Raw genomic sequence first — 25,175 nt, forward strand, 5'->3', positions numbered from 1 at the left:
TGGATGTCCATGTCCAAGCAAGAGCTGTTCGACCGGATCCGGCGAGACAGCTGGCAGCAGCAACTGTCGGTCCGGGCCTTGTCGCGGAAGTACGGCGTCCACCGTCGGCTCGTACGAGAGGCGCTGGCCTCGCCGGTGCCCACGCCGAGGCGTCGGCCGGTACAGACCTCGCCGCGCATGGAGCCGTACAAGAAGACGGTCGATGCCTGGCTGCAGGCCGATCTGGATGCGCCGCGCAAGCAGCGGCACACCGTGCGGCGGATTGTCGCGCGGATCGAGGAGGAGTTCGGCGAGGCGATTCCGTATCCGACGGTGCGGGACTTTGTCGCCGCCCGCCGCAAGGAGATCGCGGCCCAGGTGGGGGCGCCGGTGGAGGCGTTCGTGACCCGGCACAACGCGCTCGGTGCGGACGCCGAGGTCGACTTCGGCGATGTCTACGTGGATGTCGCCGGGCACCGCACGCGGTGCTACCTGTTCGCCTTCCGGCTGGCGTATTCGGGCAAGGCCGTGCACCGTATCTCGCGGTCGTGCAGTCAGCAGGCATTCTTCGAAGGGCACGTGCACGCGCTGAACACGCTGGGCGGGGTGCCGGCCGGGCAGGTCCGCTACGACAACCTCACTCCGGCCGTGACAAAGGTGATCTTTCGCAGCCGCTCGCGGGAGGAGAACCCACGCTGGACGAACTTCCACGAGTACTACGGCTTCACCCCGTTCTACTGCGAGCCGGGACTGCGCGGCGCTCACGAGAAGGGCGGGGTCGAGGGCCAGGTCGGCTACTTCCGCCGCAACTACCTCACCCCGGTGCCCCAGGTCGACAGCCTGGATGAACTCAACGCCCGGTTCGCCGAGTTCGAGGCCCGGGAGGACGAGCGGCGGATCGGGGCGAGGATACGCACGATCGCACAGGACTTCGCCCGCGAGGCCGGACACCTGCTGCCCCTGCCGGACGACCCGTTCACCACCGGAATCACGCTCACGCCCCGCGTCGACCGCTACGGCATGATCACCGTGAAGATGTGCCGGTACTCGGTCCCGGTCCGCTTCATCGACCGCAAGGTCACCGTCACGCTGACCTGCGAGGAGCTGACCGTCTATGACGGGCGGCGGGAGATCGCCCGCCATCCGAGGCTGGCCGGCCGCGGCACCGAACGCCTCGTGCTGGACCACTACCTGGAGGCGCTGCTGACCAAACCCGGCGCCCTGGAACGCTCCGAGGCGTTGCACCAGGCCCGCGCCGCGGGCACGTTCACCGCCGTCCACGAGGCGTTCTGGGCCGCGGCGAAGAAGACCCTCGGCGACACCGAAGGAACGAAAGCCCTGGTGAAGGTGCTGTTGCTGCACCGCCACCAGCAGCACGCCGATGTGGTGGCCGGCATCCGCGCGGCCCTGTCGGCCGGCACTTTCCATGAGGACGTCATCGCGCTGGAGGCCCGCAAGGCCGCCCAGGCGGCGGGCCGGACGCCGACGGTCACCGCCAGCCAGCCCGTTCCCGAGCCGCCGCGCCTTGATCCTGCCCCGGTCACTCCGCTGACCCCGCGCCGCCTGGCCCGGGCCCTGCCCGAGGACCAGCGGCCCTTGCCCCGCCTGGAGCAGTGGGACGAACTGCTGACCCTTAGCCGGAAGGAATCGACATGACCGCGGCCCACCACGCGTTGACCTCACAGGCGTCCGACGCTGCGATCGACACTGCCTGCCGCATGCTGCGGCTGCCCACCATGCGGGCCCAGGCCGGCGACACCATCGCCCGCGCCGAACGCGAGGGACTGTCCTACGCGGGCTTCCTGGCCGAGTTGCTGATGGCCGAGTGCGAGGACCGCGACCGCCGCCGGGCCGAGCGCCGCATCCGCGCTGCCCGCTTCCCCCGTGAGAAGTCCCTGAGGGAGTTCGACTACACGGCCAATCCCAACGTCGACCCGGCGTTGATCAACAATCTCGCGACCTGTGAATGGATTACCAAGGGTTACCCGCTCTGTCTGATCGGGGATTCGGGAACCGGCAAGTCCCACTTGTTGATTGCGCTGGGCATCGCGGCCGCTATGGCGGGCTACCGCGTCCGCTACACCACCGCAGCGGCCCTGGTGAACGAGCTGGTCGAAGCGGCCGACGACAAGCAGCTCGGCAAGACCATCGCCCGCTACGGACGTGTCGACCTGCTCGAAATCGACGAACTCGGCTACCTCGAACTGGACCGCCGCGGCGCCGAAATGCTCTTCCAGGTTCTCACTGAGCGTGAGGAAAAGAACAGCATTGCCATCGCCTCCAACGAAGCGTTCACCGGCTGGAGCCGCACCTTCACCGACCCCCGGCTCTGCGCAGCGATCGTGGACCGGCTCACGTTCAACGCCACCCTCATCGAGACCGGAACCGAGTCTTACCGCCTGGCCCGCACCAAAGCCCACAGGAACGGCGAAGCGAAATAGGAATCCGCGGTCACCTGGGCTGCAGGGGTGCGTGGGCGACGCCCGTGAAAATGTGTGGTCGTTCCATCGAGCCTCTGGCACGCTGCGGCTGCGTGGCAGCTATCGACGACATCATCATCACGACCTGCGCCGAACGTCCCGAGCTGATCTCACGGGTCTATGAGATCCGTGAGGACTGGCCCGCGTTCATGCTCCACGATGCGGTCGGCAACGCCCTGTTCAACCGCGTCGCGGAGGACTTTCCGCACTACTGCGTCGTGGCCACCGACGGCGACCGGGTCATCGCTCGTGGGCGCAGCGCGCCCTTCAACGCCTCCCTGCCCGACCGCGAAGAACTCCCTGCCCAGGGCTGGGACCGGGTCATGGTCTGGGCATTCTCCGATCTTCGTCACAACCGGCCCACGACGACTGCCAGCGCACTCGACATCACTATCGACACCGACTACCTCGGGCAGGGTTTGTCTCACCGCATGCTCGCCGCTCTGCGTGACGCCGTCGCCCGGCAAGGGGTCAGCACCCTGCTGGCTCCCGTCCGGCCTACCGCCAAGCACCTCCAACCCTCCCTGCCCATGGCCGAGTACATCGGCCAACAGCGAGACGACGGCCTCCCCGCCGACCCATGGATGCGCGTGCACGTCAAGGCAGGAGCAGTCATCGAGAAGGTCGCCCCCGCGTCCATGACCATCAGCGGGTCACTGGACGAATGGCGGCGATGGACCGGACTTCCCTTCGACCGCGACGGAGACGTCGTAGTACCTGGCGCGCTGGTCCCGGTCCACTGCGACACCGCGCACGACCACGCCGTCTACGTCGAGCCCAACGTATGGGTCCGCCACCGCCTGACACCCACCCGCGGTCCCGCCTGACCAGAACCAGCACACAGGGCACGCCGGGTGGTCCCGGCGCAAGCCAACTCCCGGGGCCACTTCAAGACGTCCCGATGCCTCAGGATCTTCACCAACTGGGGCCGCTTGAGGCCAACATGCTGGGGCCGCTGAACGACGTCACAGCCAGCCTGGACCGCGCCGCGACGCCGGCGCACCGGCATCGGTACGCCGTTGCACGCGGCGTACCAGAAAGATGCGGGCGGGCACAGGACCTGGCGGATGCGGCGACCGTGGTGTCCGATGGCGTCGACCAGTCGGCAGTCGTGTTCCTCACTGTCGGCTCCTGCCACGGCGCGAGCGGTGCAGCAAAGCCGGACTGGCGGGGCGCACGGCGCAGGTGACGGGCACGTCGGACCAGCTGTCGTCCAGCGTGTTGCACACCGCCGCGTAGAGGTAGCAGGCGGCTGCTGCCGCGGGGGAGTGTGTGCTTCCATCGGATGGCTCTCGGGGCGGTCGTCCGACCTTGCGTCATCGTCGCGGTGGCCGTGGTGCTGCGGACGCGGTTTAGCGCGCTGACAGGGAGCAGGTCGCACTCTGCGTGGGGATCGCCTCGTCGGCACGTACTGGGGGAGTACTCTGCTGCTCCGCGCGGGCGGCCTCCAGCAGGCGCCGCCATGACACAACGGTGGGCCGACGCCGCAGGAGCGCCCGTCGCTCACGCTCGGTCATGCCACCCCAGACCCCGAACTCGATACGGCTGTCCAAGGCGTAAGCCAGGCACTCGGTGTGCACGGGACAGCCGGTGCACCGCGCTTTCGCGCGATTTTGCGCGGCCCCCTCGACGAAGAGGTCGTCTGGATCGCCGGTCCGGCATAGCCCGCGCTCACTCCAGTGCGGATCCGATATCACCTCGGTGCTCCTCTCCTTGTCCTGGCCGCCGTGCGGCCCTGCGGTTCATGCAGCAGGCATGTGACAGTACGTCCAGCCCTACGGGAGGGACGTGAACTGGCTGGAGTCTGCACACGTTTGAGTGACAGGCACTTGCCTGATCAGGAACAGAACCGCTATGCCACTCCAGCACGTGCGGGAAGGGCTCTGCCAGTTCACTCTGCGGGCGCACGGCGATCGGTCCCGCGGCATGAATGCTCTCCACACACGCGCGTGCAAAGACGATGTCCTGGGCCGAGCACGTCAACCAACCCCCACGAATGAGGGAAGGCCCTCCGCCCTGCGATGTGACGATCAGTAGGTCGTCTCTATGTGCTTTCCTACGCTGCCTGGGCCGGTGGGCCCGTGCCACCGAACAGGTGGGAGCGGCTTGGCTTCTATGGGGCAGCGTCTTTGTGGTGCATTCGTGTCCGGCGCGCACCGACATGTGCGGCAAGGGACTTCAGCCTGTGCCCGCACCCGTCGCACCTCGGCACCCGACTACCCGTGAGCCGCTGCCCTACTGCCCGGGAAGAGCACAGCACAGTTCGCAGCTCGGAGGCCGGTGCAAGCTGTCAGTGCTGACCAGCCACCGCTTTGCAGGGGCGAGACGGATCGGCTCGGCCTACGGTTTGGTTCAGGACTGGAGCAGCGCCAGCAGCTCCCAAATATCAGCCGCTTCGTCGGCAAGACCCAGATCGTCAAGCATAGTTGCTGCGTCAGTGAGATGAACGGCGCCCTGGTCCCAATCGCCCGCAGTGATCCATGCCCGGCCCAAGGCAGCCAGCGTGTGCGCGTACAGATCCTGGGCGTTGGCGCGTTCGCACGCTGCTTGGGCTTGCAGCAGGTAGCTGATCTTCTGCTGCGGCGTGAGGTCGGTCAGGAGTTCGGTACAGGTCAGCAAGACTGCCGCTTCGTCGAGCGGACTAGCCACGGTGCGGCTGGCGGCTTCGATGGCCCGCTCGCAGAACGCCTGCGCTTCCTTGGGCTGCCCCGAGGCCTGGAGTGCGAATGCTGCCGTGCACAGTGCTTTCGACTCGTTTGTGGTGTCGCCGAGTTGCCGGAACAGGGAGGCGGCCTCTTCTGCTGCCGCGCATGCTCCTTCGACGTTCTCCAACGCCTGATGGTTGAGGGACAGGTTGTTCAATACCGCGGCCTGTTCCTTCAGGTCTTCACACGCCCTTTGGATCGCCAGGGCTTCTTCGTAGATCTTGAGTGCGTCGGCGGGATTTCCAGACTCGCGCAGCGCCGAGCCGAGCCCGTTGAGTGCCTTGCCGCGTTCGTTGTCATCGTCCACCGAGGCGAAGAGATCGGCGGCACGCCTGTGAGCGAGGACAGCCTCCTCGAAGCGTGATGCCTCAGTCAGGGCGATGCCGCAGTTGTTCCATGCTCCTGCTTCGGCGGCGACCGCTCCCGCCTGGTGGGCAACGCCGCACGCGATCGTCGTCACGGCGATCAAGTCGTCGAAATACCCGCGCCAGAGGAGGTAATCGTAGAGGATCACCGGGAGTTGGACAGCGATTTCCTGGTGCTGGATGGCAGCTGCGACGGCCACGGACGAGGTGAGGTTGACACGCTCCCTGTCCAGCCAGGCCAGCGCCTCGTCTTGATCAGCGAATCCGCCTGCCGCAGCTGAGCGTGCACCCGCGGTCAGATGTGCACTCGCCGCGAGAGCGGTTGTGGCGTAGTACTCGAGTAGCCGGCCGCATGCCCGAACGTGAGGCTCTGCCGCCTCCCACGGCCCTCTGCTCGCATCGATTGCTGCAGCCTGCCCAGTGTCGTGTGCGAGTTCGGTGGCGTACTCGCGCACAAGGTCGTGCATTGACCAGCGCCTGTTCACAGACGCCACCAGGTGCGCTTGGACGAGAGCGCGGAGCATGCTGCGCACGGCTGGCACCGGCCGGTCAGCCAGGACCGCCACGGCTTCAAGGCCGATGTCGGGGCCGGGGTTGAGCGACAGGAGACGGAAGAGTTCGGCGTGATCTGGGGGAAGCCGACGGTAGGAGAGATCGAAGGAGGCACGCACAGCCCGCTCTCCATCGTCGAGAAGGCTCAGCCGCGAGAGGGCCGCAGCCAGGTCGGCGGCGAGTTCGGCGAAAGTCTGGTCGGGATCCAGGATCAGCAGGGCGGCGCTGATGTGCAGAGCCAGCGGGAGGTACCCGCACAGGGCGGCCAGTTCCTCGATGCCGTCTGTGGCCCCCCGGGCGCGCTGGTCGGTGGGGTCGGCGCTCTGCAAGGCATGCTGCAGGAGCGCTACAGCCGCCTCCGGGCTGAGCACAGCAAGATCCAGGAGACGGGCGTTGATAGTCGGCAGGGTGTGCCGGGAAGTAATCAGAACCTGGTGCCGGCTGCTGCCGGGGAGCAGGAGACGGACCTGGTCCGCGCTGGCGGCATTGTCAGCCACGATGAGCAGGCGCTGTCCTTGGTCGGCCCGGTCCTCCAGTGCGGACCGGTACAACGCTGCACGTTCCTCAGCAGTTGGGGGAATGCCAGTCGCGTCGATGCCGAGAGCCCTCAGGAACGCCTCCAAGGCCTGGCCTGGCTGCACCGGGCTCTCGTCGTATCCATGCAGGTCGATGAAGAGGCTGCCGCTAAACCAGCCGGCTTCGACGGCGCTATGCCCGCAGGCCACGGCAAGTGCTGTCTTGCCCACACCGGCAAGCCCGGCGACTGAGGTCACCAGCACCGGCGGTACGAAACCCTCGGCAGCCGAGCCCGCGATCGCTGAAGCCCCTGAAGGACCCATGTTCTGCCGCGGCGAACCGTTCTGCGGCCGCAGAGCCGACAGCACCTGCTCCACCTCAGCGTCTCGGCCGCTGAGTTTCGGGGGCGCAGCGGGAAGGGATGCCAACGCGGTCGGCGCTGGCGCCGTCGGGTACATGTTGACCGTCAGAGGGCTGTAGTCGCCTGTGGTGACCGCATCGATGCCCGCGGCGGCTGCAACAGAGCGCGGGGCGGACGCCACGACCCGTGCATCCGGCATCAAGGACGGCCGGTCAGCAGGGAGGCTCTTCGCCCCGGGAGCTGGTTTGGGTTTCCGCGACGGATTCATACGCCCGTGTCGTCTCCAAAAGACGCCTCGCAGATCTCGTCGGCCACGGCGCCACCGCGCTCACCCATAGTCTGCGTTGAACCGAACGTCACTGCGGCAGCCGGTGCTGCGGCAACGAATCGCGCTCCCGCTGCTGCCGTGGCCGTCTCGAGGCTTCCGGCCGCAGACAGCCACACAAGTGCGTAGCAACTCAGCACAACCCCGACCAGGCCCGCGACCGACCCAGGCACACTTGCCACCTGACCAGCCATGTTGAGACTAGCGAGAGCCGCAGCGATTCCCAGCCCCACCGCCGCCAAGCTGCACAGCACTGCAAGCCACATCACAACTCTCGGTTTCCCTGTCACATATGCATCATCACATCGCGGACTGACATCCCTGCCCTGCCCAAGGCTCGCGCCAGGACCTGCTGCCGAACCACGGGGTGCCCAACCAACTGTCAGAGCCTCGTGCATGCCGTTGGTAGCGACGCCGAGGCGCCGCTTGCTACTCATGACCTGTCGGCCCGATTGGTACAAGGCGGGCCCACGTCTGTGGGAAGAGTCTGTAGCGGCCAGAAGGCCCTCGGCTGCCACCGACAGACCCCCACGTGTATATGGGGAAGGCCCGCTGCGCAAGGTCGTCGCCCGCGAGGTGAAGGACAGACCCCCACTTGAGATGGGGAAGGTCCTTGGCAACCCGAGTTCTTGAAGACTAGCAGGAAGCATCTCGCTCTCTGCTGTGCTGTGAGCCCCCAGGCTTCCTGGCAGCGAGGGGTGCCGCTGGGCCCACGCGGTCTGTAGATCCGTCGCACCCCGACGGCTTGCCGCGCATCGGGCGCGAGACTTGTCAGGCGGCCGGGAGGGCGACGCGTGCCCAGACGGTTTTGCCCGGGGCCTGGCCGTCGGTCGTCCAGCCCCAGGTGCTGCTGAGGGCTTTGACGATGGGCAGTCCGCGATGGCGCTCGCCCAGCGGTGGGGGAGGGGCGAGGACAGGGCGGCGCCGACTGGGATCACGCACGATGCACAGCAGCGTCTGCGGGCGCAGGGCCAGGCCCAGCCATACCGCGCCCTGCGCACTGTCGCGTGCGGTGGACCGGCTCCGGCCGTGGCGGACGGCGTTGGCGACGAGTTCGGAAGCGATCTGAACCGCATCGTCACTGATGTCGGCAAGGCTCCAGCGGAGCATGGCCTGCCGGGTGAACTGCCGGGCGATGTAGCAGCAGTTGGTCGTGGCCGGGATACGTCGGGCGGTGAACGGAGTGCTGCCCAGCGCCGTGCGGACGGCCAGGTTCTCGGTGGACGCCGGCGGCTGGCCCAGGAAGAGGGATGGCTGTCTTCGGGGCTGGTGCGCGCAAGGCGCGATGTCTGGCAGAAAACTCTCGTCGTGACCTGGCGTCATCGTCCGTCCCCCGAACTGATGCCGTGCCGGGCACGGCGTGCCGTCTTGACCGTCACTATCGCGGCCCGCTCGTCGTTCTTGCAAGCGAGGGGCTGCAATTGCAGAGCCCGTGTATTCGTACGCATGAACGGCTATTCGCTTTGCGGAACGGGCTGGCCCCGGATCGTTTCAGAAGGGCACGGTGAGGCATGGCACAGGTGGACAACGGCGTCAGCGCGGACACGCTGGACGGCGCGCAGTGGCGTAAAAGCGGGCGCAGCGGAGGCAACGGCAACTGCGTGGAGATGGCCGTTCTGACAGGCGGCGCCATCGCGGTACGCAACTCAAGGTTCCCCACAGGGCCTGCGCTCATTTACACCCGCGAGGAGATCGAGGCATTCCTAGGCGGCGTCAGGGACGGCGATTTTGATTTCGCGGTCAAGTAACTGCAGGTAGAGTCATGGCCAATTCCTGACATGGCCGCAGGCCGGCTGCCATACTCGCCTCCTCAACCGCAGGAACAGGAGCACCTCGTATGGCAGCCGCGCGGAAGCCGCCGTCGATTCTCGGATTTCCGCACCGCCCTGAGTGGGGGCCGGCCGCCCACCGCAAGGCGCTCGCCGGGCACTTGCGACGCTGCCGGGACCACGTCGGCCTCCAACCCCGCCAGGCCGCCCGCTGCATCAACGCCTCCGAGTCGACCATCAGCCGTATGGAGAACGGCCTGTCCCCACTCAAGCCGGAGGAGGTCGAGTACCTGTTCGACGCCTATGGTGTGGACGATCCCCGGGAACGGCACCGGATCGCCGACCTCCTCGAGGAAGCAGCCAAACCGGACGTGTGGCAGCCCTACGCCCAGTCCGTTCCGCCACTCCTGCGTCCACTGCTCGCCATGGAGCCGGCCGCCCAGCGCATCATCTCCTACGAGCCCCAACTGGTGCCCGGCTGGCTGCAGACCGAGGAGTACGCCGAGATCGTGATGCGGGCCGCCCACCCCACCATGCCGGCCCGCCAGATCGCAGAACGCGTGGCGCTGCGCGTGCAGCGCATCGAGATGCTGCGCCGTGAGACGACGCCGCCGGTCCTGCTGGCCGTCATGGACTCCGAAGTGTTCCGTCGTCAGGTCGGCACGCCGGGGGTGATGTACCGGCAGATCCAGCACCTCCTCGCGCTGCTGGAAGAGCTTCCCTACCGCCTGCGCCTGCAGATCGCCCCGCTGAGCGTGGGCGCCGCGGGCGCCATCGGGCATCCGATCGTGCACCTGCGGTTCTTCGCCTCCGAGTACCTGCCCGACATGGTGTACCTCGAGCAGTACGAGGGAGCGATGTACCGGGAAAAGCCCGCGGAGTCCGAGCGCTATCTGGCCGTGCTGAACAACCTGTGCGGCGTGGCCAGCCCGCCCGCACAGAGCCCTTCGCTGCTGACAGCAGCACTGGCCGCATGGCGCTAAGCACCGCCGCGGCAGCGGACGTCAGCCGCGTACGAAGCCGACACCTCCGTACTCCTCCCACTCCCAGGTGAGCTGGGCAGGCACATCGTCCTGCCCGGGCCGCCACGCGGAGACTTCCACCAGGCCGGGCTCCACCAGATCCAGCGGAGCGCAGAACGCGGCCACGTCCGCCTTCTCCCGTACCCGCCCCCAATGCCCCTGGGTCTGCACGTCCATGAGGTGGGTGACGACGTCCCGCACCTGAGCGGAGTCGCTGACCAGCTGGCACACCACCATCATGCTGCCGGTCGGCAGCCGGTCGGCGACCTCGGCGATCAGCCGGGCAGGCTGGGAGCTGTCCGGGAGGCAGTGAAGTACCGATACGAACAGCGCCGCCACCGGCTGGGTGAGGTCGATGAGCCGGTCCACCGGCTCACTGCTGAAGATCGCGTCGGTGTCCCGCATGTCCGCCTGCAGCACGGCGGTGTTCTCATTGCTCTCCAGCAGCAGCCCGCCGATCGTGCGGACGATGGGGTCGTTGTCGATGTAGATCACCCGGCTGTCCGGGGCCACCCGCTGTGCCACCTCATGGACGTTGTCCTGGGTCGGCAGGCCGGATCCGTGGTCGATGAACTGGCGGATGCCGTACTCGGCCGCCAGCACATGCACCACACGCCGCAAGAACTGCCGGTTGTTCAGCGCGAGTTCCCGCATGCTCGGCACATGATGGAGCAGTTCGTCGCAGGCCGCCCGGTCCGCGGGATAGTTGTCCCGCCCTCCCAGCAGATGGTCGTACATACGTGCCACGCTCGGAACCGTGACATCCACCCCGTACGGCAACACCCGCGCCCCCTCCCGCCCCGGGGCGCCCCGACAACGCACCCGGTGGGTGACAGAGTGTAGCGGCGATGGTGCAGCGGTTCGGCCTGAACGCAACGCATCATCACTCGAGCGAGGCACGCAGTAACAGGCCTGACACCTGCTCAGGCGGCACCCCGGTCACCTCGGCGATGCGCTCACAGCTCAAGTACATCTGCCGGCTCAGCACCTGCACATCGTCCCGCAGCTCCCGTACCGTCGGGCCGCCGTTGCGGCCGGCGGGCTGCACACCGCGTGCACGGTCAATGTGGTCGTGAAGAATGCGCCAGGCCACCGCAGCCGGAGCGGCACTGCCGAGGATCGCAGTCCAGGCCACCGCCAGCTCGGTGAAAGCCGCGGTGACCGCCGCCTGCGCGGGACCACTCCTGCCAAGACACAAGGCGGCGAACTGCAAATAGGGCTCGTAGCGGCCTTCGCGGAAGGCGGCATAGGAAGCCAGTGCCGCCCGCTCGGCCCGCAACCGCCCGGCAGGGGGAGGCGTCCGGCCGCCCGGCGCTCGGACAGCGCCCGCCGGGAACGCGGCACCGGCCACGGCGGAATGTGCGCTCATGGCACCTGCCCCGGCAGGGCAATGTGGACCGTGCCCTCCGGCAGGCGGGGATCGTCGCACATCAAGAACGTGTAGTGCACCGCCTCCCACAACGGCTGGAAGTCCACCGGACGCCCGCCCAGGGCATGGACAAGAGCGGCCAGGACCTCCCATTCGGGAACGTCGACGCCCCCCAGCACCCGGCGCGCGGCTGTGGCATCGATCGCGCGGGCCGTCAGCAGCTCGATCCGCTGCGGCGAGGGCGACTTCGCCGCCAGATACAGTCCGCGCACCGCCGCGTGCAACTGCGCGAGGGCCTGGGCGACCGGCTGCCGCGCCGGAGCCGTGAGCCCGTGGGCCGCCTCGAACAGCACACGCAGCTCCGCCGGATCGGAGCCGAACAACCTCGCCAGCGCACACACCAGGTCCCAGGTCGGCAGGCGGTCACCCGACAGGACACGCGAGATGAACGACGGCGACAGCATGGTGGAGTTGGCCACCTCGCGGATGGTGAGCCCGCTGGCCGCCTGCAGTTGCGCCAGCGCCGAAGCCAACTGGTCCGCCGGGGAAGGAGCCCCCCCGCCGCCGGTCTCGGCACTCTCACCCTCCACCAGGTCCGCGGCCCGGGCCGTGCCCGTTCCACGCCAGCGCGCCGGCGCAGCCTGTTTCTCGTTGGCATGCAGATCCATCATCCGCGCCACCCGCTCTGGCCCCCAGCGCGCTCGCGCCGTCTCCGGCGCGACATGAGCGGCCTTGGCCACGTCCTCCCATTTCTCACCGCGGTGCCGGGCATCCTGCACCGCAGCCGCGGTATAAATTTCCAGCTCCCGCCGGATCGCCTCGGCCCGCTCCAGCAGCGAGCCCAGTTCCTCCTCACGCATCTCGCTGTCCAGCAGCTGCTGCGCCAGCCGGCGCACCTCGGCGGCCACCGCCGCACCCAACGGAGCCTGCTGGTCTGCACGCTTAGCCCGGCGTCCCTGCCGGTGCCGCTGAGCGCGCCGGCGGCAACCGGGGCCGCAGTACTTGCGGCGACGGCCGGCACCCGCCGTCTGCACCAGCGGGCCGTTGCATGTTGCGCATGTATCTGCCTGCGACGTTCCAGTCGCCACGTACGTCTTCCTCTCTGCTTCTGAACTTTTCTGCAGGCCGCACAGCGTTGCGCCCACGCGGGCAACGCAGCCGCCGGGGGGACAGACCGGCGCACACAGCGCACCGGCCGTCCCCTGAGGCAGCCTCAGTCCAGCCGGGCCCACAGAAAATCGATCCGTGACCCGCGCCCCGCAGCCGCGGCGATGGCGGCGAACGCCACGCACGCCTCAGCAGGCCACGCCCCAGCGGACGGCAGGACGAAGGACAGAATCAGCACGACGACCGGGCCCAGGCTCACCGTGACAAGGAGGGCACGCAGACGTGCGCGGAAACCGGCGGCATTGCTACCGTCCGCGTGCGTCCCGGACACCACGGTGCCCTGGACGACATTGGGAGCAGTCATCTTTCTCCTCAAGGAATTGACGGCTGTTCAAAATGCGGAGGGGCCCTGGTCCGTTGGTAGCCAGCCTTGAGCCGGGGCCCACCTTCGGCGTGACCCTAGCGTTCTGGCGATCCATTCGGCTATCGGAGTGAGTCACTAACGGGTAAGTGACCGCATTACCGTGCGAAGAAATCTGCGGAAGCGTGCACTCCGGTAATAATTTGCCCAGGTGCTTTCAGGATTTGACCACGACTGAAAGAGAATGAGCATTCCTGACAGAGGATGACTCTGATACAGGGTGCGCCGTCGCGTGAAAAACCAGAACGCCGCACTCCGGCGCACACCAGACTCTGGCTCGCGCCCGGCGACTGCGCATAGAAGCAACCCGCTCGCCGAATCCATGACCAGGCCGAGGGGGTGCTTGCGGGACGCTGGCCGCCCGTGGGAAGTGCAGAAGACCGAAGCTTTCGCCTCGCGCTCTGTCAACGGAGCGAGCTGATCGCCCCGCCTAGCAGAAACCGGCATCGATCATGCCCCTGCCCCGACCCGCCCTGTGCGCGAGGACGGCGATCGAGAGCCGGTCCCGGGCGGCGGAGCTGACGACAGATCCCACGCGTGTGGGGAAAACGCACTGGGGTCGAAGTCGGCCTGGAGCTCCCGGGACGGACCCCCACGCGTATGTGGAAGACGGGGCGGCGCTGTCGGGCCAGTCACTAGGGCAGGGCAGGCCCCCACGCGTATGGGGAAGACACTTAACGACCTGGTCTTTTGAAGATCAGCAGCTCGACTTTTGCTCACTCTACCTCGGCCGGACCTGCGTGAGGCTGGCTTGGTGGCAGCGGTCATTTTTAGCAGGGCGGCCCGGCATGTCTGAATACTGGGTGGGGGCAAGGGCGAGGACGTCGGTTGCGGATACGTCACTAGACGTTGGCGGCAGATTCCCAAACGCGAAGGGCGAAGCCTCTGGTCCGCCTGAGGTTTGGAGAGAAGCGGAGGTTTCTTGCCGACCTCGCGCCTGCAGCGCCTGTGCCGCAGCAACCGCCCGGCGACGCGGCGGACGCCACCCCAAAGGAGCGGGGGAACGCACCCGGGTCCGCGACATGCTCAGCTACCTCGCCGCAGCCCTCCCCGAGGGCACCTCCGTCACCGCACGCCTGCTGGCCCTGCAGTGTGCACTCCGCATGAACACCACCATGCACGTCCGGCTGCCCCACGGCGTGCTGCGCAGCCTCCGCCTCCACGCCGCCTCGGAACCATGGCACGAACTGGAGCACGCACGCTGGCTGCGCACCGCGCCGGCCCATGACGGTGCGGTGATCACCGCTGAACTCCTCGATGTCACACTCCTCGGCCAATCGCCCGCCCAGACCGGCGCCAGGCCGCCGACTGGGCCCTGCGCGTCGGCTCCGCACCAGCTGCAACCGGACCGCTGCCCCGACTGGCCGGCGTCTACCTTGCCGCGCACACGGATCCGCAATCCGGCAGCGGCCTGGCCGAACCCGACCAGATGGCCCGCGCCTGCGGCACCCGGTCCACCGAACTGCCCAGCACACTCGACCAACTGGCAGCCGCTGGACTGGTTCAGACGTGGCGGGCCTGTCCGGAAACGGGAGACCTCAACTGGAACGTCGCTTCCGGTACACCGCCGCGCATCGATCGCCGCCAGCAAGACGAGACGTGAGACCCAGCAAGACCGGCCCGCGCCGTGGAACGCCATGGCCCCGGCAATGGTGGAGATCCCCCCTGTACTTGGGGCAGCTGCCCGCCATATGCGGAGAGGAGGCAAGGCTGGCCAGCGCCCAGGCGCTCCCGGTGCGCCGCAAATGCTTCTTTCACGCCCCGCGCGCGCTCCAACTCCCCCTGTCTGAAGGCGCTTTGGCCCTCTTACGTTTGCCTGTTCGCCTCACGCGGGGCGAACTCCGGCGCGAGGCGGGCCGGACTCAGCCGAATCACAAGGGGTGACACGTGGAAGCCATCGTGGGCCAGGCCCGACATGCGAAAGTGGCCGCTGAGGCCCAGCAGTGGGCCGACGCACTGGTCGACTTCGGGCCCTACAACACGCTGTTGCATTTCAAGGACACCAAGACCGCTTCACTGGATGTCACCGGCGCGCATCCGCCAACCCTGACCGCGCTGCTGGCCGGCCGTAAAACCCGTCTGAACGGCCTCTTTCCCGATCCCGCCGACCACGCTGCCGCATGCACCCGCGTGCGGAGCCTGCGCCGCAGGATGGTCGAACTCGACGAAGAACAGGGCATCGAAGCCGGACGCCTGGCGCTCGGTCTGCTGCTCGTCGACCCGCCGCCCACACGCGGCAGCACTCCTATACCGGCACTGCGCGCCCCCCTGCTGCTGCAGCCTCTGGCCATCCAGCCGCGCACCGCCTCCGAGAACGACTTCGTTCTCGAAGCGGCCGGCGAGCCAGAGATCAATCCGGTGCTGCTGTACGCGCTCAGCCGCCACTACGGCATGGACGGCGACACAGAGGCCCTCGCCGACAAGGTGGCCACCGCGCTAGAGGAGTGCGCGGATCCCGCCGAACGCATCCGCCTCGCGTACGCGTTCCTCGCCTCCGAGCTTCACCGCAGCCACCTGACAGCCGAACTCGAAGAGCGCACCGTGGCGGGCATCTTCAGCTTCGATCGGCTGCCCATGGTGCAAGACCTGCGCAACGCCACCGAACTGCTGGCCACCCACCCGGTGATCGCCGCCCTGGCCGGCGACAGGGAGGCAAACCACGCCCTGGCCGAGGACACCCGCTCCCGCGCTCCAGCCAGCGCCGACGACATCCCACCCCGATCGGAGTATCTGGTCCTCGACGCGGACGCCTCCCAGCAAAAGGTCATCAGCGCCGCTCTGGCCGGCTCTCACCTGGTGATCGAAGGACCGCCGGGAACGGGCAAGAGCCAGACCATCGCCAACCTGATCGCCACCTTCTCCGCGCAGGGTAAACGCGTCCTGTTCGTTGCCGAGAAACGCGCCGCGATCGAAGCCGTCACCGATAATCTCGCCACCGTGGGCCTGGACGGCCTGGTCTTCGACCTCCACGGCAACAAACTCAGCCGCCGCCAGATTGCCCAGCAGCTGCACGAGGCCCTGGAACAGGCCGGCCAGCAAGCTCCGCCCCGCACAGCCGGCCTGCACACCAGCCTGGCCCACTACCGCGAGGAAGCCCTGCGCCACATCCAAGAGTTCCACCAGCCACTCGAGCCGTGGCAGGTGAGCCCCCACCAGGCACTCACCCACCTGATGGGCTGCCCCACGGCCCACCACACCCGGCTCCGCCTGCGCGGCTCCGCACTGGCCCGCCTCCACGGCGAGCACTACCGCCAGACCGAGCAGGACCTGCGGACCTTCGTCGCCAAGAAGGGGCTGACCGTCCGCCGCGGCGAATCACCCTGGTCCCACACACAGGCCCGCACCGAACACGAGCTGCGCGCAGTGGTGACCGGCCTCGACCAGCTCACCGGCACCGCGCTGGACGACACCCGCCGGGCTCTGCACAACCTGGTGGACAGCGCAGGCCTGCGACGCGCGGACGACCTCCACAGCTGGCAGGCCACGCTCACCCTGCTGCACGACGTCAACGCGACACTGACCCGCTTCGAGGCGGCCGTCTACGCCCCCGGCCTGGACGACCTCATCGCCGCCACCGCGAGCACGGCCTGGCGCAAGGAACACGAGCGGCCCATCGGCTGGTGGCGCCGCCGGAAACTGATCAAAACCGCACGTGGCCTGTCCAAGCACGGTCTGCGTGAACGTGCCGCGCTGCACGCCGCCCTCCTGCAGGCGGCCGAACAGCACGCCACCTGGCAGTCCCTGTCCGTCGCTCACAACGCAACACCCTGGACGGTCCCCGGCCTCGCCCGCGTCGCGAGCGCCTTCACCGACCTGCGCAACCAACTGGCCGCAATAGCCCTGTGCGTGCGCTGGGACGGCTGGGAGAACGCCCCCGCCGGCGAAGTCGACAAGACCATCGAACGCCTTGACGCAGACCGAGACATCCTGCTGCGCATGCCCGAGCTCAACCAGCTCACCGACCGGCTCGAAGCCGCCGGTCTCGACGTGTTCCTCAACGACCTGGCAGACGCGGACGCCGACCCGGACACGGCACTCGCCACGTTCCGCTACCTGTGGTGGGCGTCCGTGCTGGAAGAAGCCCGTCTGCGCTCCGCCTACCTGCGCTCCTTCACCCGCCTCGAACATGACGACACCGTCGAGCAGTTCCGCCGCAACGACCTGATCCACCTCGACGCCAACCCCGCGCGCGTCCGCTACGAGGTCGCCATCCGGCTACGCCAAGTCCGCGACAGTCACCGCGACCAGGACACCCTCGTGCGCACCCAGGCCCGCCGCAAATCCCGGCACCTGCCGCTGCGCCGGCTCGTCGACAAAGCCCCGGACGTGCTGCTGGCGGCCAAGCCCTGCTGGGCCATGTCACCCCTCGTCGTCAGCCGAGTCCTGCCGCCCACACGCCTGTTCGACGTTGTGATCTTCGACGAGGCCAGCCAGGTCATGCCGCACGACGCGATCACCTCCATCATGCGCGCACGGCAGGTCATCGTGGCCGGAGACCCCCACCAGCTGCCCCCCACCACCTTCTTCCAGCGCGTCCTGAGCGGCACACAAGAAGACACCGACGACGACCTCGACGACGCCGCACCCCCAGCTTCCTACGAGTCACTGCTGGACATGCTCTGCAGCCGCCTGCCCCACGTCCACTCCCTGAAGTGGCACTACCGCAGCCGCGACGAACGCCTGATCGCCTTCTCCAACCACGCCATCTACAACGACCGGCTCGTCACCTTCCCCGGCACCACCCTCACCAGCCCCATCCGCCTGGAGACCGTTGACGGCTACGCCCAGCCCGGCCAGAGCGGCTCCGTCCCCGAAGAAGTCGAACGCGTCGTCGAACTGGCCATCGACCACGCCACCCACACACCCCACCTCAGCCTCGGCGTCATCACCATGGGACAACGCCACGCCGACCGCATCGCCCTAGCCCTGCGCGCCGCCCTCCAAGACCACCCCGAACTCCAGGAATTCTTCAGCCCCGACGCCGGACCCCGACGACGCTTCTTCACCAAGAACCTCGAACAGGTCCAAGGCGACGAACGCGACGCCATCATCCTCAGCATCGGTTACGGCAAAGCCGCCACCGGACGGCTGTCCATGTCCTTCGGCCCGCTCAACAACGACGGCGGAGAACGCCGGCTGAACGTTGCCATCACCCGCGCCCGCCAGACGATGACCGTCGTCAGCTCCTTCACTCACCACGACTTCGACCCCGCCAAACTCAAAAGCACCCGCAACCGCGGGCCCGAACTGCTACGCGCCTTCCTCGAGTACTGCTCCCACGGAGGAGACCTCCAGCGCACCGGAACCGCACGCACCGACTGGAACCTCAACGGCTTCGAACAACAGGTCCTTGCCACCCTCGAAGCCGCCCACGTCCCCGTCACACCGCAGTGGGGCGTGTCCGGCTACCGCATCGACTTCGCCCTCGGCCACCCCGACCGCCCCGGCCAGATGATCCTCGCCGTCGAAACCGACGGCGAGCGCTACCACAGCGCACCCAGCGCCCGCGACCGAGATCGCCTGCGCCAGGCTCACCTGGAACGGCTCGGCTGGCGCTTCCACCGCATCTGGGCCGCCGACTGGTTCACCAACCCCCACACCGAACTCGACCGCCTCCTGGCCACCTGGCGCGACGCCATACAGCAAGCCGACGACACCGCGAGCGCCCCCACCAACCCGCCCCGCCCGGCGACAGGCGTGCCCACTGCCACCGTCACACGCGGCCCCCGCCCCGACCTGCCCGCAGCAGACCGCATCGGCGACTACTCCGACACCGACCTGCTGGCCCTCGCGTCCTGGCTGCTGAGCGACGGATTCCAACTCGACCGCGAGACCCGCATCTCCCAGGCCATCAGCGAACTGGGCTTCAAAAAACGCGGCCGCGTCATCGTCGACCGCCTCACCCGCGTCTTCGAACAAGCCCAGCACACGGCAGACAAGGAGACCCCGCAGTGAAACCCCTCGACCCCCTCACCCTCGAACGCGTCGCCCGCCTCATCGTCGATATCGACGGCCCCTTCGAACGCCGCGGCTACCAACTCACCCAGCTCCTCCAGCGCGCTGGCTGGCCCCAGCCTGCCGAGTACGACGGCTCACCCCGCATCACCTGGCTCACCGACCTCCTCACCAGCATCGACGACCCGGCCGCCGTCAGTCGGCTGCTGTGCCGCATCTGCGACCCGCTCGAATACGACGACGGCCTCGCCTCTGCCGACCTCATCCGTCAGGCACTCAACACGCACCTCGTCGCCGAAGACATCACCGTCACCTACGTCTCCGGACGCCCCGTCCTCGGCCAGCCCGGCGCCGACGGCCACACCACCGTCTTCACCATCCCCGACGACCTCGAAGCCCGCATACGCCCCCTCGTCAGCAGCGAAACCTTCCTCCAGCAGCTCATGGAACGCGTCACCGAAACCCAGATCTGCGAACAGCACGGCGCCTACGGCCTCACCCTCATCGGCATCGGCAGCTTCGCCGAAGCACTACTCCTGGACGTCCTCACCCACCGCGACCCCACCCTCCTGCAAGGCTTCCCCCTACCCCACGGCAAGCCTGTCGCCCCCGAACGAGCAAGCTTCTCCCTGCTGCTCGACACCGCCCGCACCCGCGGCTGGATCCAAATGGACGCCCACGACTTCATGAAGATCGTCCGCGACTACCGCAACTTCGTCCACCTACGCCGACAACAAGAACGAGGCGTCACACCCGACCGCGACACCGTCGGCATGTGCTGGGGCCCAGTTCTCGCTGTCCTTAACGACCTCGAGACCAGCCGCTAGTGCACTGACCGCAATGGCTTCGTTGTCGGAGCGAACTTCTTGACGGCGGCTCCCACCACAGAAGCCCGGCCGACTCAGGTCCGCAGCTTTGATCAGTTTCCGGTGCGGGTCGCAGAGGCCGACCGTGCCAGGCGGGCCGACCCAACCTCACGTCCCGTCGATCCGGGGTCCGGTAGCCCCTCCGGTGTCACAGTTATGCGGTATCTGTGACACCTATGGGGCATGTCCCCCCTTGCTCACAGCGCGTCGCCTTTCCGCCGACCCAGGCCAGGGCGTACTTCTGGCGCATGCTGGCTATTGCCTTTGGGGACCCGAAGCGCCCCACGACCGGTACGGCGATGTTGAGCTGCGATGGATGCGGCCTGCAGCACACAGGCGACGTCGAAACTCCCGCCGTGGGGCACACCATGATCTCGGGCCCGATCATGCCCTCAGAAGAGAGCCTGCAGAAGGCCATGAGCCGCGCTCTCGCACGTGTGGCCTTCGCTGGCTGGCACATCGAGCGGGACGACATCCAGCTGTGCCCCTCTTGCCTGCCGCAAGACTGTCGCGCGGATCATGAGGCGGATGTCCAGTGTGCCTGTTGGCAATCGTCACCTGATGTCAGGAGCGGCGCCCCGGCAGTGCCAGCGACGTTCCGGTGACCTAGGAGTCTCGGCCCGCGGCGAGTTCCGGCACATACTTGTAGGGGTGCGCTCGTATTGCTACGGCAGACGGACATGTAGCGCTCCGTGAGCGAGATCGAACTGCGGTCAGTACGCGTCCTTCGGGAGGTCGTCGAGACCGCTCGTCTCGAACTCGGCGTCGCTCATCGCCGCCCCGCCGAGGAAGCTGTTCATGAGGTCGGGCAGGTCGAGCGTCGTGGCGCCGGCCGGTGCACCGGGCAGGGTGCCCTCACGCATCCGCAGGGTGAGGCCGAGCTTCTTCACCTTGGCGTTCTCGGCGAGCTTGGCGAGGTCGATGTGCACCTGGGACAGCTCACCGTTCTTGAGGGTGAAGTCCGCGGTCACCTTGGCGTTGGGGGCGTCCTTCAGATCCTTGGCCGTGGGCAGTTCCATGCCCCCAGGCGGCAGGCTCTTCACCACGGGCCGGATCTCGCCGAGCAGTTCGGTGACCAGCGTGCGGAAGGGAGCCGTTGCGGTGACGTGTTCGATGCCGTCCTTGCCGCCGGTGGCCTTGAGCACCACCTCACGGGCGATGACCTTGCGAAGCGCCGTCACCAGCTTCTTCTGCGTCTTGGCGTCGAGGGACGGCGCGGCACCGCCTTCGGCGTCCTCGCCCCCGGCGGCGGCCTTGTTCATCTCCTTGGTGTTGACCTTCACCCACTTGCCCTGGAGAACGGCCTTCATCGCCCCGGCCTCCGGGGGCAGATCGGCAGGGTCCGGCAGGGGGCTGCCCATGGTCTTGCCGACGGCGTCCATGTCGGCACGGATGTAGGTGTAGTCGTCGATCACCCGGTACTCGATGAGGTCGCCGTCCGGGGTGCTGACCTTCATGGCCGTGCCGACGAGGTCCTTCTCGCCGGACTTCTCGAGCGGCTTCTTGGACTGCACGGTCACCGTGACCTTCGCCCCGCTGAGCAACTCGGCGACCTCGTCCGGGATCTCCTCGCCGGGCTCGGGATCGGACGAGGCGTCCAGCGCCTTCAGCGACGCGGCATCGGTGTCCAGGTCGACCTCGAAGGAGAGCGTCTTCTCCTTCCCGAGCTCCTCGAAGGCCTGCTCGAGCTTCCTGCCCGCGGACAACTGCTCCACCGTCCCGCAGGCAGCGGAACCCGCAAGGACGGCACCGACGACAGCGGTGGCGGTCAGGGTCTTACGTATGGCGTTTATGTTGGTCTCCTCTTGGCTTCGATCACAACGTGATCGATCAGAAGACTCACAACCCCCCCACAGGGTTGCCCAGCCCCGCGGCCCCGGGCTGATCCGAAAGACACGGCCTGACCGCAGGCGGGCCGGCGGAAGCCGACGGCCCCGCCCGCGATGCGTCCAGAGCCCGCAAGCCTCAGCCCCTGTCGTCCTCAGCCGCGGTTCTCGGCCTGGAACATCCAGCTCTGCTTCTCCAGATCGGCGGCCAGACCGATCAACAGGTCCTGGGTCACGGCATCCGCCGGACCGGTCGCCTCGATGCGCTCCCGCACCCGCCCGATCACCGCGGAGAACGCCTTCACCAGGGCCTCCACCGCGTCGACGTCCTTCGTCCAGCCCGCCGCGTACTCGGGCAGTCCGCTGGTCGCGGCGATGGTCCCGGCCCGTCCGTCCGGACTGACCCCCAGCGCGGCGGCACGCTCGGCCACCGTGTCGGCGTACTCGCGGGCGGTGGTGACCACCTCGTCGAGTTGCAGATGGATGGAGCGGAAACGCGGTCCGTACAGGTTCCAGTGCGCCTGCTTGGCCACCAGGGAGAGGTCGAGCAGGTCGACCAGGGTCGCCTGGAGGGCGGTGCCCGCGATCGCTCGTTCCTTGTCCGGCAGCGGGCTGTTGATGACTGTCATGGTGCCGTTCCTTTCCTGATTTGTCGCCAACGCCCCCATGGTCGAGGACGCTGCTCCGCCGCGGATCAGTCGTTTGACTGCCGGGCGGCAAGACGCACAGAAGGGGGAATGACCTGTGTGCGGTGATTACCGAGGGACTCAAGGGACCGTGTCGCGCAGTCAGTCGGCCAGTGACGGCCCATCTCGCGAACGGCTCACCACCCACCCGGCGGTTCTTTCCTCTCGCGGCACAAGTCCTCAGCCCCGCAAGGCAGGTGCCCCGACGCCGGGAGCCGTCGAAGGGAATCTCGGCCGACGAGAAGTGACTACTGCCGGAGTCGGGTGAACCTGGGGATGAACACCGAAAGGGTGTTACCGACCGCAGTCGAGGCGGTCCAAGTCGACCGCGTCGGCCATGGCCTGCATGCCCTTGTCGTTGGGGTGCAGGTGGTCACCGCCGTCGAAGACGGGCAGGATGCGCTCCGGGTCGTAGGGGCTGCGCAGGACCCGGTCGAAGTCGGTGACCGCGTCGTAGTCGCCGCTGGTCCTGATGTACGTGTTGACCTCCTGGCGTACGGCTTCGGCGGCAGGGTCCCATTCGGACCAGCCCTTGAAGGGAGCGACGGTGGCTCCGACGACGCACTTGCCGGCTTTGTGCGGGCGGTCGATGATCTGCCGGTATCCGGCGATCAGGTCCTGAGCGGTGACGCCGGTGTGGGCAGGCCGGCCGCGCCCGCGCCCGCCAACTCCGGGACGAAGACGAACTGTCTCTCCGGGAGATCTGCGCCGTGCTGGAGGCCGAGGAGATCCGCCCGAAGCGTGGGGAGCGCTGGCACCCGGAGACCGTCCGCCGGATGCTCGCCAACACCAGTGGCAAGCCCCCGACTCTGCGGCCACGCCGAGGTTAGGCACGGACGATCTACCTATAGCGGCCCGGACACGTTGACGTTGCGGCGGGAAGCAGGGCAAGTAGCGTCGCAATATGACGGAACCCGTACCCAACGCTACGCAGGCTGTCCGCTACGCCATCGAGTTCTTGACGGTATACCTGGAGAGGGATGACGAGGCCAAACACGCGGAGGCGGCCCGATACATCGCCGAGAGGCTCACCGGACCCGATGCGCTCGACCCCCTTCATGTAATCCGTGGCCAGCTGTACCTCAACGAGCTACTCCTGCTCTTCCTGGTCAGGGCGGAGGGCGCCCCGCCCGACAGGCTTCGCAAGGCAGCTACAGAGTGGCTGCAGGCCAACTCTCCCTTGTTCCCTGAGTAAGGGTTCCTCGGTCGGTTGCTCGCCGCGATCGTCAAGGACGGGCTACGAGTAGCGCGGCGGTCACGGCCTCATAAGGAGGTGCAGGAGCGTGACCACGCCGACGCCCACGAGCAGGGCAGTACCGAAGGTGGGGTGGAGGAAGGCGACATACGTAGCGCCAGATCCGGCGAGCAACAGCAGCGCCGTGCGCAGATCGAGCTGGCCGTTCATGAGCTTTGCCCTCCCGGGGCCCGGGCACGTGCGTGCCGTCCATCGCGCCAGTCGGTTTGCCGGGCGCGTGCACCATCGGGAAGGGTGGTGAGCGGATCGAGCACACAACCCTCCATCAGGAGCAGTGCTCAAAACCGCCGGGAAAAGAGTGTGTTACGCCGATTCCTTGCGTCAATTCTGAGAGGCGTGGCCTACGTCACACTTCACTGACCTGTGGGAACCGGAGCCCCAATGAGCCAACCTCTCGTGTGAACAGCCCTGTTGGACATGGAGCGACAGTCAAAGGCAAGCCGCCCTTCCGGTGTCCAACAACCGATCGATTGCTGGACAGCCCGCCCCACCAGCTCCCTCCCTTGTCATCACCCGCTCTCCTGATACCCCAGAACCGTGGCGGGCGGAGCCCATCAGGAGAGCGGGCAACGACAAGGGAGCAGACCATGGAACAGCAGCCCGAGCTGAAGCTGATCTGCTTCGACGTCACCGCCACCCCGGACGGGGGCACGACCTGAACATCCGCTACATAGACCGGACCGAAGAGGCCCCGTGGACCATCCAGCAGCACGTCCTGGACGTCAGCCCCCACGTGGCCGACATGCTGCGTATCGCACTCGTCCGGGAGGTTCCCCCGGTTCCCCACGTTCGCCGATCCGACGCCGAGTTCATGGAGCTGATGCTGAGCCGCATGGTTCAGACGGAGGCCGACCTGTTCGGCTGACCACTCGTGCGGGGTCGACGCCGTCGCCCCCGCACCCGACCGGTAACAGTCACGTCGGATCGATCAGCGGGCCGAGCGCCACCGCGGCGTCGCACTCCTTACAGGCGACCGCGCCGGCCACCGTGTTCAGCACCTCCAACGCTGCATAGAGGTCGATCTCCTCGTTCCCCTCCGGAGCTTCCTGACAGTCCCAGACGTGCACCACTACGCCCCCAGAGAGACCCTGGCGCGGCGGAACCCGTTGGACCTTCCACCCCCACCGGCCGGAGTCATCGCCCTGGTTCGCCTCCGGCAGAGGAACGGTCGGGACATCGTCGTAAGACACCCCCTCCGGCCGCCTGACGTGGTCCGGAGGGAGCCACACCCGATACTCACGCGGCTCGACCTGTTCGGATGCGGAGTCCGTAGCCCACATGGGCAGGCCCACCAGGTACATCCACCCGCCCAGCGACCAGCAGCGGCGTTCGTGGAGGACTCCCAGCAGTTCCTGTTTTCTGAGGTGGGTGGAGCTGTGGTGTGACGTGGCACGGGAGGGCTTCGTTGGTCCTCCGAGGCTCGTTCTCGGGGGGTGTGGCTCTGTGGCGGGTTGTTGCATGGACCGTCACTTCGAAGGAGTTGCGCGTGCGGGCTTTCCCCGTGGATCTGCCGTCTGGAGCCCGGTATTGGACCGTGGTCGATGACGAGTTGTGTGTCGTGCCTGTGGCCGATCAGTGGCTTCGGTTCCTACGGTTCGGACGAAGCCGCACGGAAC

Annotated in this window: 21 protein-coding genes and 1 pseudogene; 10 read left to right on the forward strand and 12 right to left on the reverse strand. The window is 67.6% G+C overall.

Annotation, left to right across the window (positions count from 1 at the left end):
- Positions 1-9 precede the first annotated feature (9 nt).
- The 3 genes from istA to CRP56_RS44435 all read left to right on the forward strand — a co-directional run bounded on the left by istA (position 10) and on the right by CRP56_RS44435 (position 3,286).
- Positions 10-1,635: an IS21 family transposase gene (istA, locus tag CRP56_RS44425; protein ID WP_097275770.1), complete on the forward strand. Its 1,626-nt coding sequence runs from the start codon at positions 10-12 to the stop codon at positions 1,633-1,635.
- On the forward strand, positions 1,632-2,420 hold the full coding sequence (gene istB / locus CRP56_RS44430) for an IS21-like element helper ATPase IstB (protein ID WP_097275579.1): 789 nt from the start codon (positions 1,632-1,634) through the stop codon (positions 2,418-2,420). Before istA ends, istB begins: the two co-directional genes overlap by 4 nt.
- A 92-nt stretch (positions 2,421-2,512) precedes the next feature.
- Positions 2,513-3,286 carry an N-acetyltransferase gene (locus CRP56_RS44435; RefSeq protein ID WP_257042300.1) on the forward strand — a complete coding sequence of 258 codons (774 nt, stop codon included), beginning with the start codon at positions 2,513-2,515 and terminating at the stop codon, positions 3,284-3,286.
- Between the two features lie 525 nt (positions 3,287-3,811).
- On the opposite strand, the gene CRP56_RS44440 is transcribed toward CRP56_RS44435, so the two are convergent.
- The 3 genes from CRP56_RS44440 to CRP56_RS44450 all read right to left on the reverse strand — a co-directional run bounded on the left by CRP56_RS44440 (position 3,812) and on the right by CRP56_RS44450 (position 8,606).
- On the reverse strand, positions 3,812-4,156 hold the full coding sequence (locus tag CRP56_RS44440) for a WhiB family transcriptional regulator (protein ID WP_097275583.1): 345 nt from the start codon (positions 4,154-4,156) through the stop codon (positions 3,812-3,814).
- 655 nt (positions 4,157-4,811) lie between these two features.
- Positions 4,812-7,139 (reverse strand): tetratricopeptide repeat protein, encoded by a 2,328-nt coding sequence (locus tag CRP56_RS44445; protein WP_179851387.1) that lies wholly within the window; start codon positions 7,137-7,139, stop codon positions 4,812-4,814.
- Between the two features lie 915 nt (positions 7,140-8,054).
- The gene (locus CRP56_RS44450) at positions 8,055-8,606 is read right to left on the reverse strand and encodes an ATP-binding protein (RefSeq protein ID WP_097275587.1); all 552 of its coding nucleotides are present in this window, start codon (positions 8,604-8,606) and stop codon (positions 8,055-8,057) included.
- A gap of 188 nt (positions 8,607-8,794) precedes the next feature.
- Between CRP56_RS44450 and CRP56_RS44455 the strand changes: the two genes are divergently transcribed.
- Together CRP56_RS44455 and CRP56_RS44460 are read left to right on the forward strand one after the other, a co-directional pair.
- Positions 8,795-9,031 carry a DUF397 domain-containing protein gene (locus CRP56_RS44455; protein WP_097275590.1) on the forward strand — a complete coding sequence of 79 codons (237 nt, stop codon included), beginning with the start codon at positions 8,795-8,797 and terminating at the stop codon, positions 9,029-9,031.
- Positions 9,032-9,120: 89 nt separating this feature from the next.
- A complete protein-coding gene (locus CRP56_RS44460; RefSeq protein ID WP_097275592.1) occupies positions 9,121-10,035 on the forward strand; it encodes a helix-turn-helix domain-containing protein in 915 nt (304 codons plus the stop codon).
- Positions 10,036-10,056: 21 nt separating this feature from the next.
- On the opposite strand, the gene CRP56_RS44465 is transcribed toward CRP56_RS44460, so the two are convergent.
- The 4 genes from CRP56_RS44465 to CRP56_RS44480 form a co-directional block, all read right to left on the reverse strand.
- Complete coding sequence (locus CRP56_RS44465; RefSeq protein WP_373559790.1) at positions 10,057-10,896, reverse strand: SAM-dependent methyltransferase; 840 nt, start codon at positions 10,894-10,896, stop codon at positions 10,057-10,059.
- Positions 10,897-10,957: 61 nt separating this feature from the next.
- Positions 10,958-11,443 carry a hypothetical protein gene (locus CRP56_RS44470; protein WP_143665020.1) on the reverse strand — a complete coding sequence of 162 codons (486 nt, stop codon included), beginning with the start codon at positions 11,441-11,443 and terminating at the stop codon, positions 10,958-10,960.
- The gene (locus CRP56_RS44475; RefSeq protein ID WP_257042304.1) at positions 11,440-12,351 is read right to left on the reverse strand and encodes a helix-turn-helix domain-containing protein; all 912 of its coding nucleotides are present in this window, start codon (positions 12,349-12,351) and stop codon (positions 11,440-11,442) included. The genes CRP56_RS44470 and CRP56_RS44475 overlap by 4 nt, the downstream gene beginning before the upstream one ends.
- Positions 12,352-12,656: 305 nt before the next feature.
- Positions 12,657-12,914, reverse strand: a complete 258-nt coding sequence (locus CRP56_RS44480; RefSeq protein WP_097275599.1) for a hypothetical protein — start codon at positions 12,912-12,914, stop codon at positions 12,657-12,659.
- Between the two features lie 1,944 nt (positions 12,915-14,858).
- On the opposite strand from CRP56_RS44480, the gene CRP56_RS44490 reads away from it, so the two are divergent.
- Both CRP56_RS44490 and CRP56_RS44495 read left to right on the forward strand, forming a co-directional pair.
- Positions 14,859-18,926, forward strand: a complete 4,068-nt coding sequence (locus tag CRP56_RS44490; RefSeq protein WP_143665021.1) for an AAA domain-containing protein — start codon at positions 14,859-14,861, stop codon at positions 18,924-18,926.
- Positions 18,923-19,753 carry a hypothetical protein gene (locus tag CRP56_RS44495; RefSeq protein WP_097275604.1) on the forward strand — a complete coding sequence of 277 codons (831 nt, stop codon included), beginning with the start codon at positions 18,923-18,925 and terminating at the stop codon, positions 19,751-19,753. Before CRP56_RS44490 ends, CRP56_RS44495 begins: the two co-directional genes overlap by 4 nt.
- Before the next feature lie 752 nt (positions 19,754-20,505).
- Here CRP56_RS44495 and CRP56_RS44505 read toward each other — a convergent pair.
- The 3 genes and pseudogenes from CRP56_RS44505 to CRP56_RS44515 all read right to left on the reverse strand — a co-directional run.
- Entirely contained in the window at positions 20,506-21,507 is a 1,002-nt protein-coding gene (locus tag CRP56_RS44505) for a hypothetical protein (RefSeq protein WP_097275608.1), read from the reverse strand.
- Between the two features lie 266 nt (positions 21,508-21,773).
- Positions 21,774-22,247 carry a Dps family protein gene (locus CRP56_RS44510; protein ID WP_097275611.1) on the reverse strand — a complete coding sequence of 158 codons (474 nt, stop codon included), beginning with the start codon at positions 22,245-22,247 and terminating at the stop codon, positions 21,774-21,776.
- A 351-nt stretch (positions 22,248-22,598) separates the two neighbouring features.
- Positions 22,599-22,946, reverse strand: a pseudogene (locus tag CRP56_RS44515) (GDSL-type esterase/lipase family protein); the annotation flags it as partial.
- 68 nt (positions 22,947-23,014) lie between these two features.
- Here CRP56_RS44515 and CRP56_RS49420 point away from each other — a divergent pair.
- Together CRP56_RS49420 and CRP56_RS44520 are read left to right on the forward strand one after the other, a co-directional pair.
- Positions 23,015-23,134, forward strand: a complete 120-nt coding sequence (locus CRP56_RS49420) for a hypothetical protein (RefSeq protein WP_179851388.1) — start codon at positions 23,015-23,017, stop codon at positions 23,132-23,134.
- Between the two features lie 74 nt (positions 23,135-23,208).
- Positions 23,209-23,499, forward strand: a complete 291-nt coding sequence (locus tag CRP56_RS44520) for a hypothetical protein (RefSeq protein ID WP_097275613.1) — start codon at positions 23,209-23,211, stop codon at positions 23,497-23,499.
- Positions 23,500-23,559: 60 nt separating this feature from the next.
- Here the strand turns inward: CRP56_RS44520 and CRP56_RS47900 are convergent, their stop codons facing one another.
- Positions 23,560-23,709: a hypothetical protein gene (locus CRP56_RS47900; protein WP_179851389.1), complete on the reverse strand. Its 150-nt coding sequence runs from the start codon at positions 23,707-23,709 to the stop codon at positions 23,560-23,562.
- A gap of 583 nt (positions 23,710-24,292) precedes the next feature.
- On the opposite strand from CRP56_RS47900, the gene CRP56_RS48870 reads away from it, so the two are divergent.
- A complete protein-coding gene (locus CRP56_RS48870; protein ID WP_257042305.1) occupies positions 24,293-24,424 on the forward strand; it encodes a hypothetical protein in 132 nt (43 codons plus the stop codon).
- 49 nt (positions 24,425-24,473) lie between these two features.
- On the opposite strand, the gene CRP56_RS44525 is transcribed toward CRP56_RS48870, so the two are convergent.
- Positions 24,474-25,019 carry a DUF6233 domain-containing protein gene (locus tag CRP56_RS44525; RefSeq protein WP_306459481.1) on the reverse strand — a complete coding sequence of 182 codons (546 nt, stop codon included), beginning with the start codon at positions 25,017-25,019 and terminating at the stop codon, positions 24,474-24,476.
- Positions 25,020-25,175: the final 156 nt, after the last annotated feature.

The sequence above is a fragment of the Streptomyces sp. TLI_55 genome, from assembly GCF_900206255.1.
In the GTDB taxonomy this organism is placed as follows: domain Bacteria; phylum Actinomycetota; class Actinomycetes; order Streptomycetales; family Streptomycetaceae; genus Streptomyces; species Streptomyces aquilus.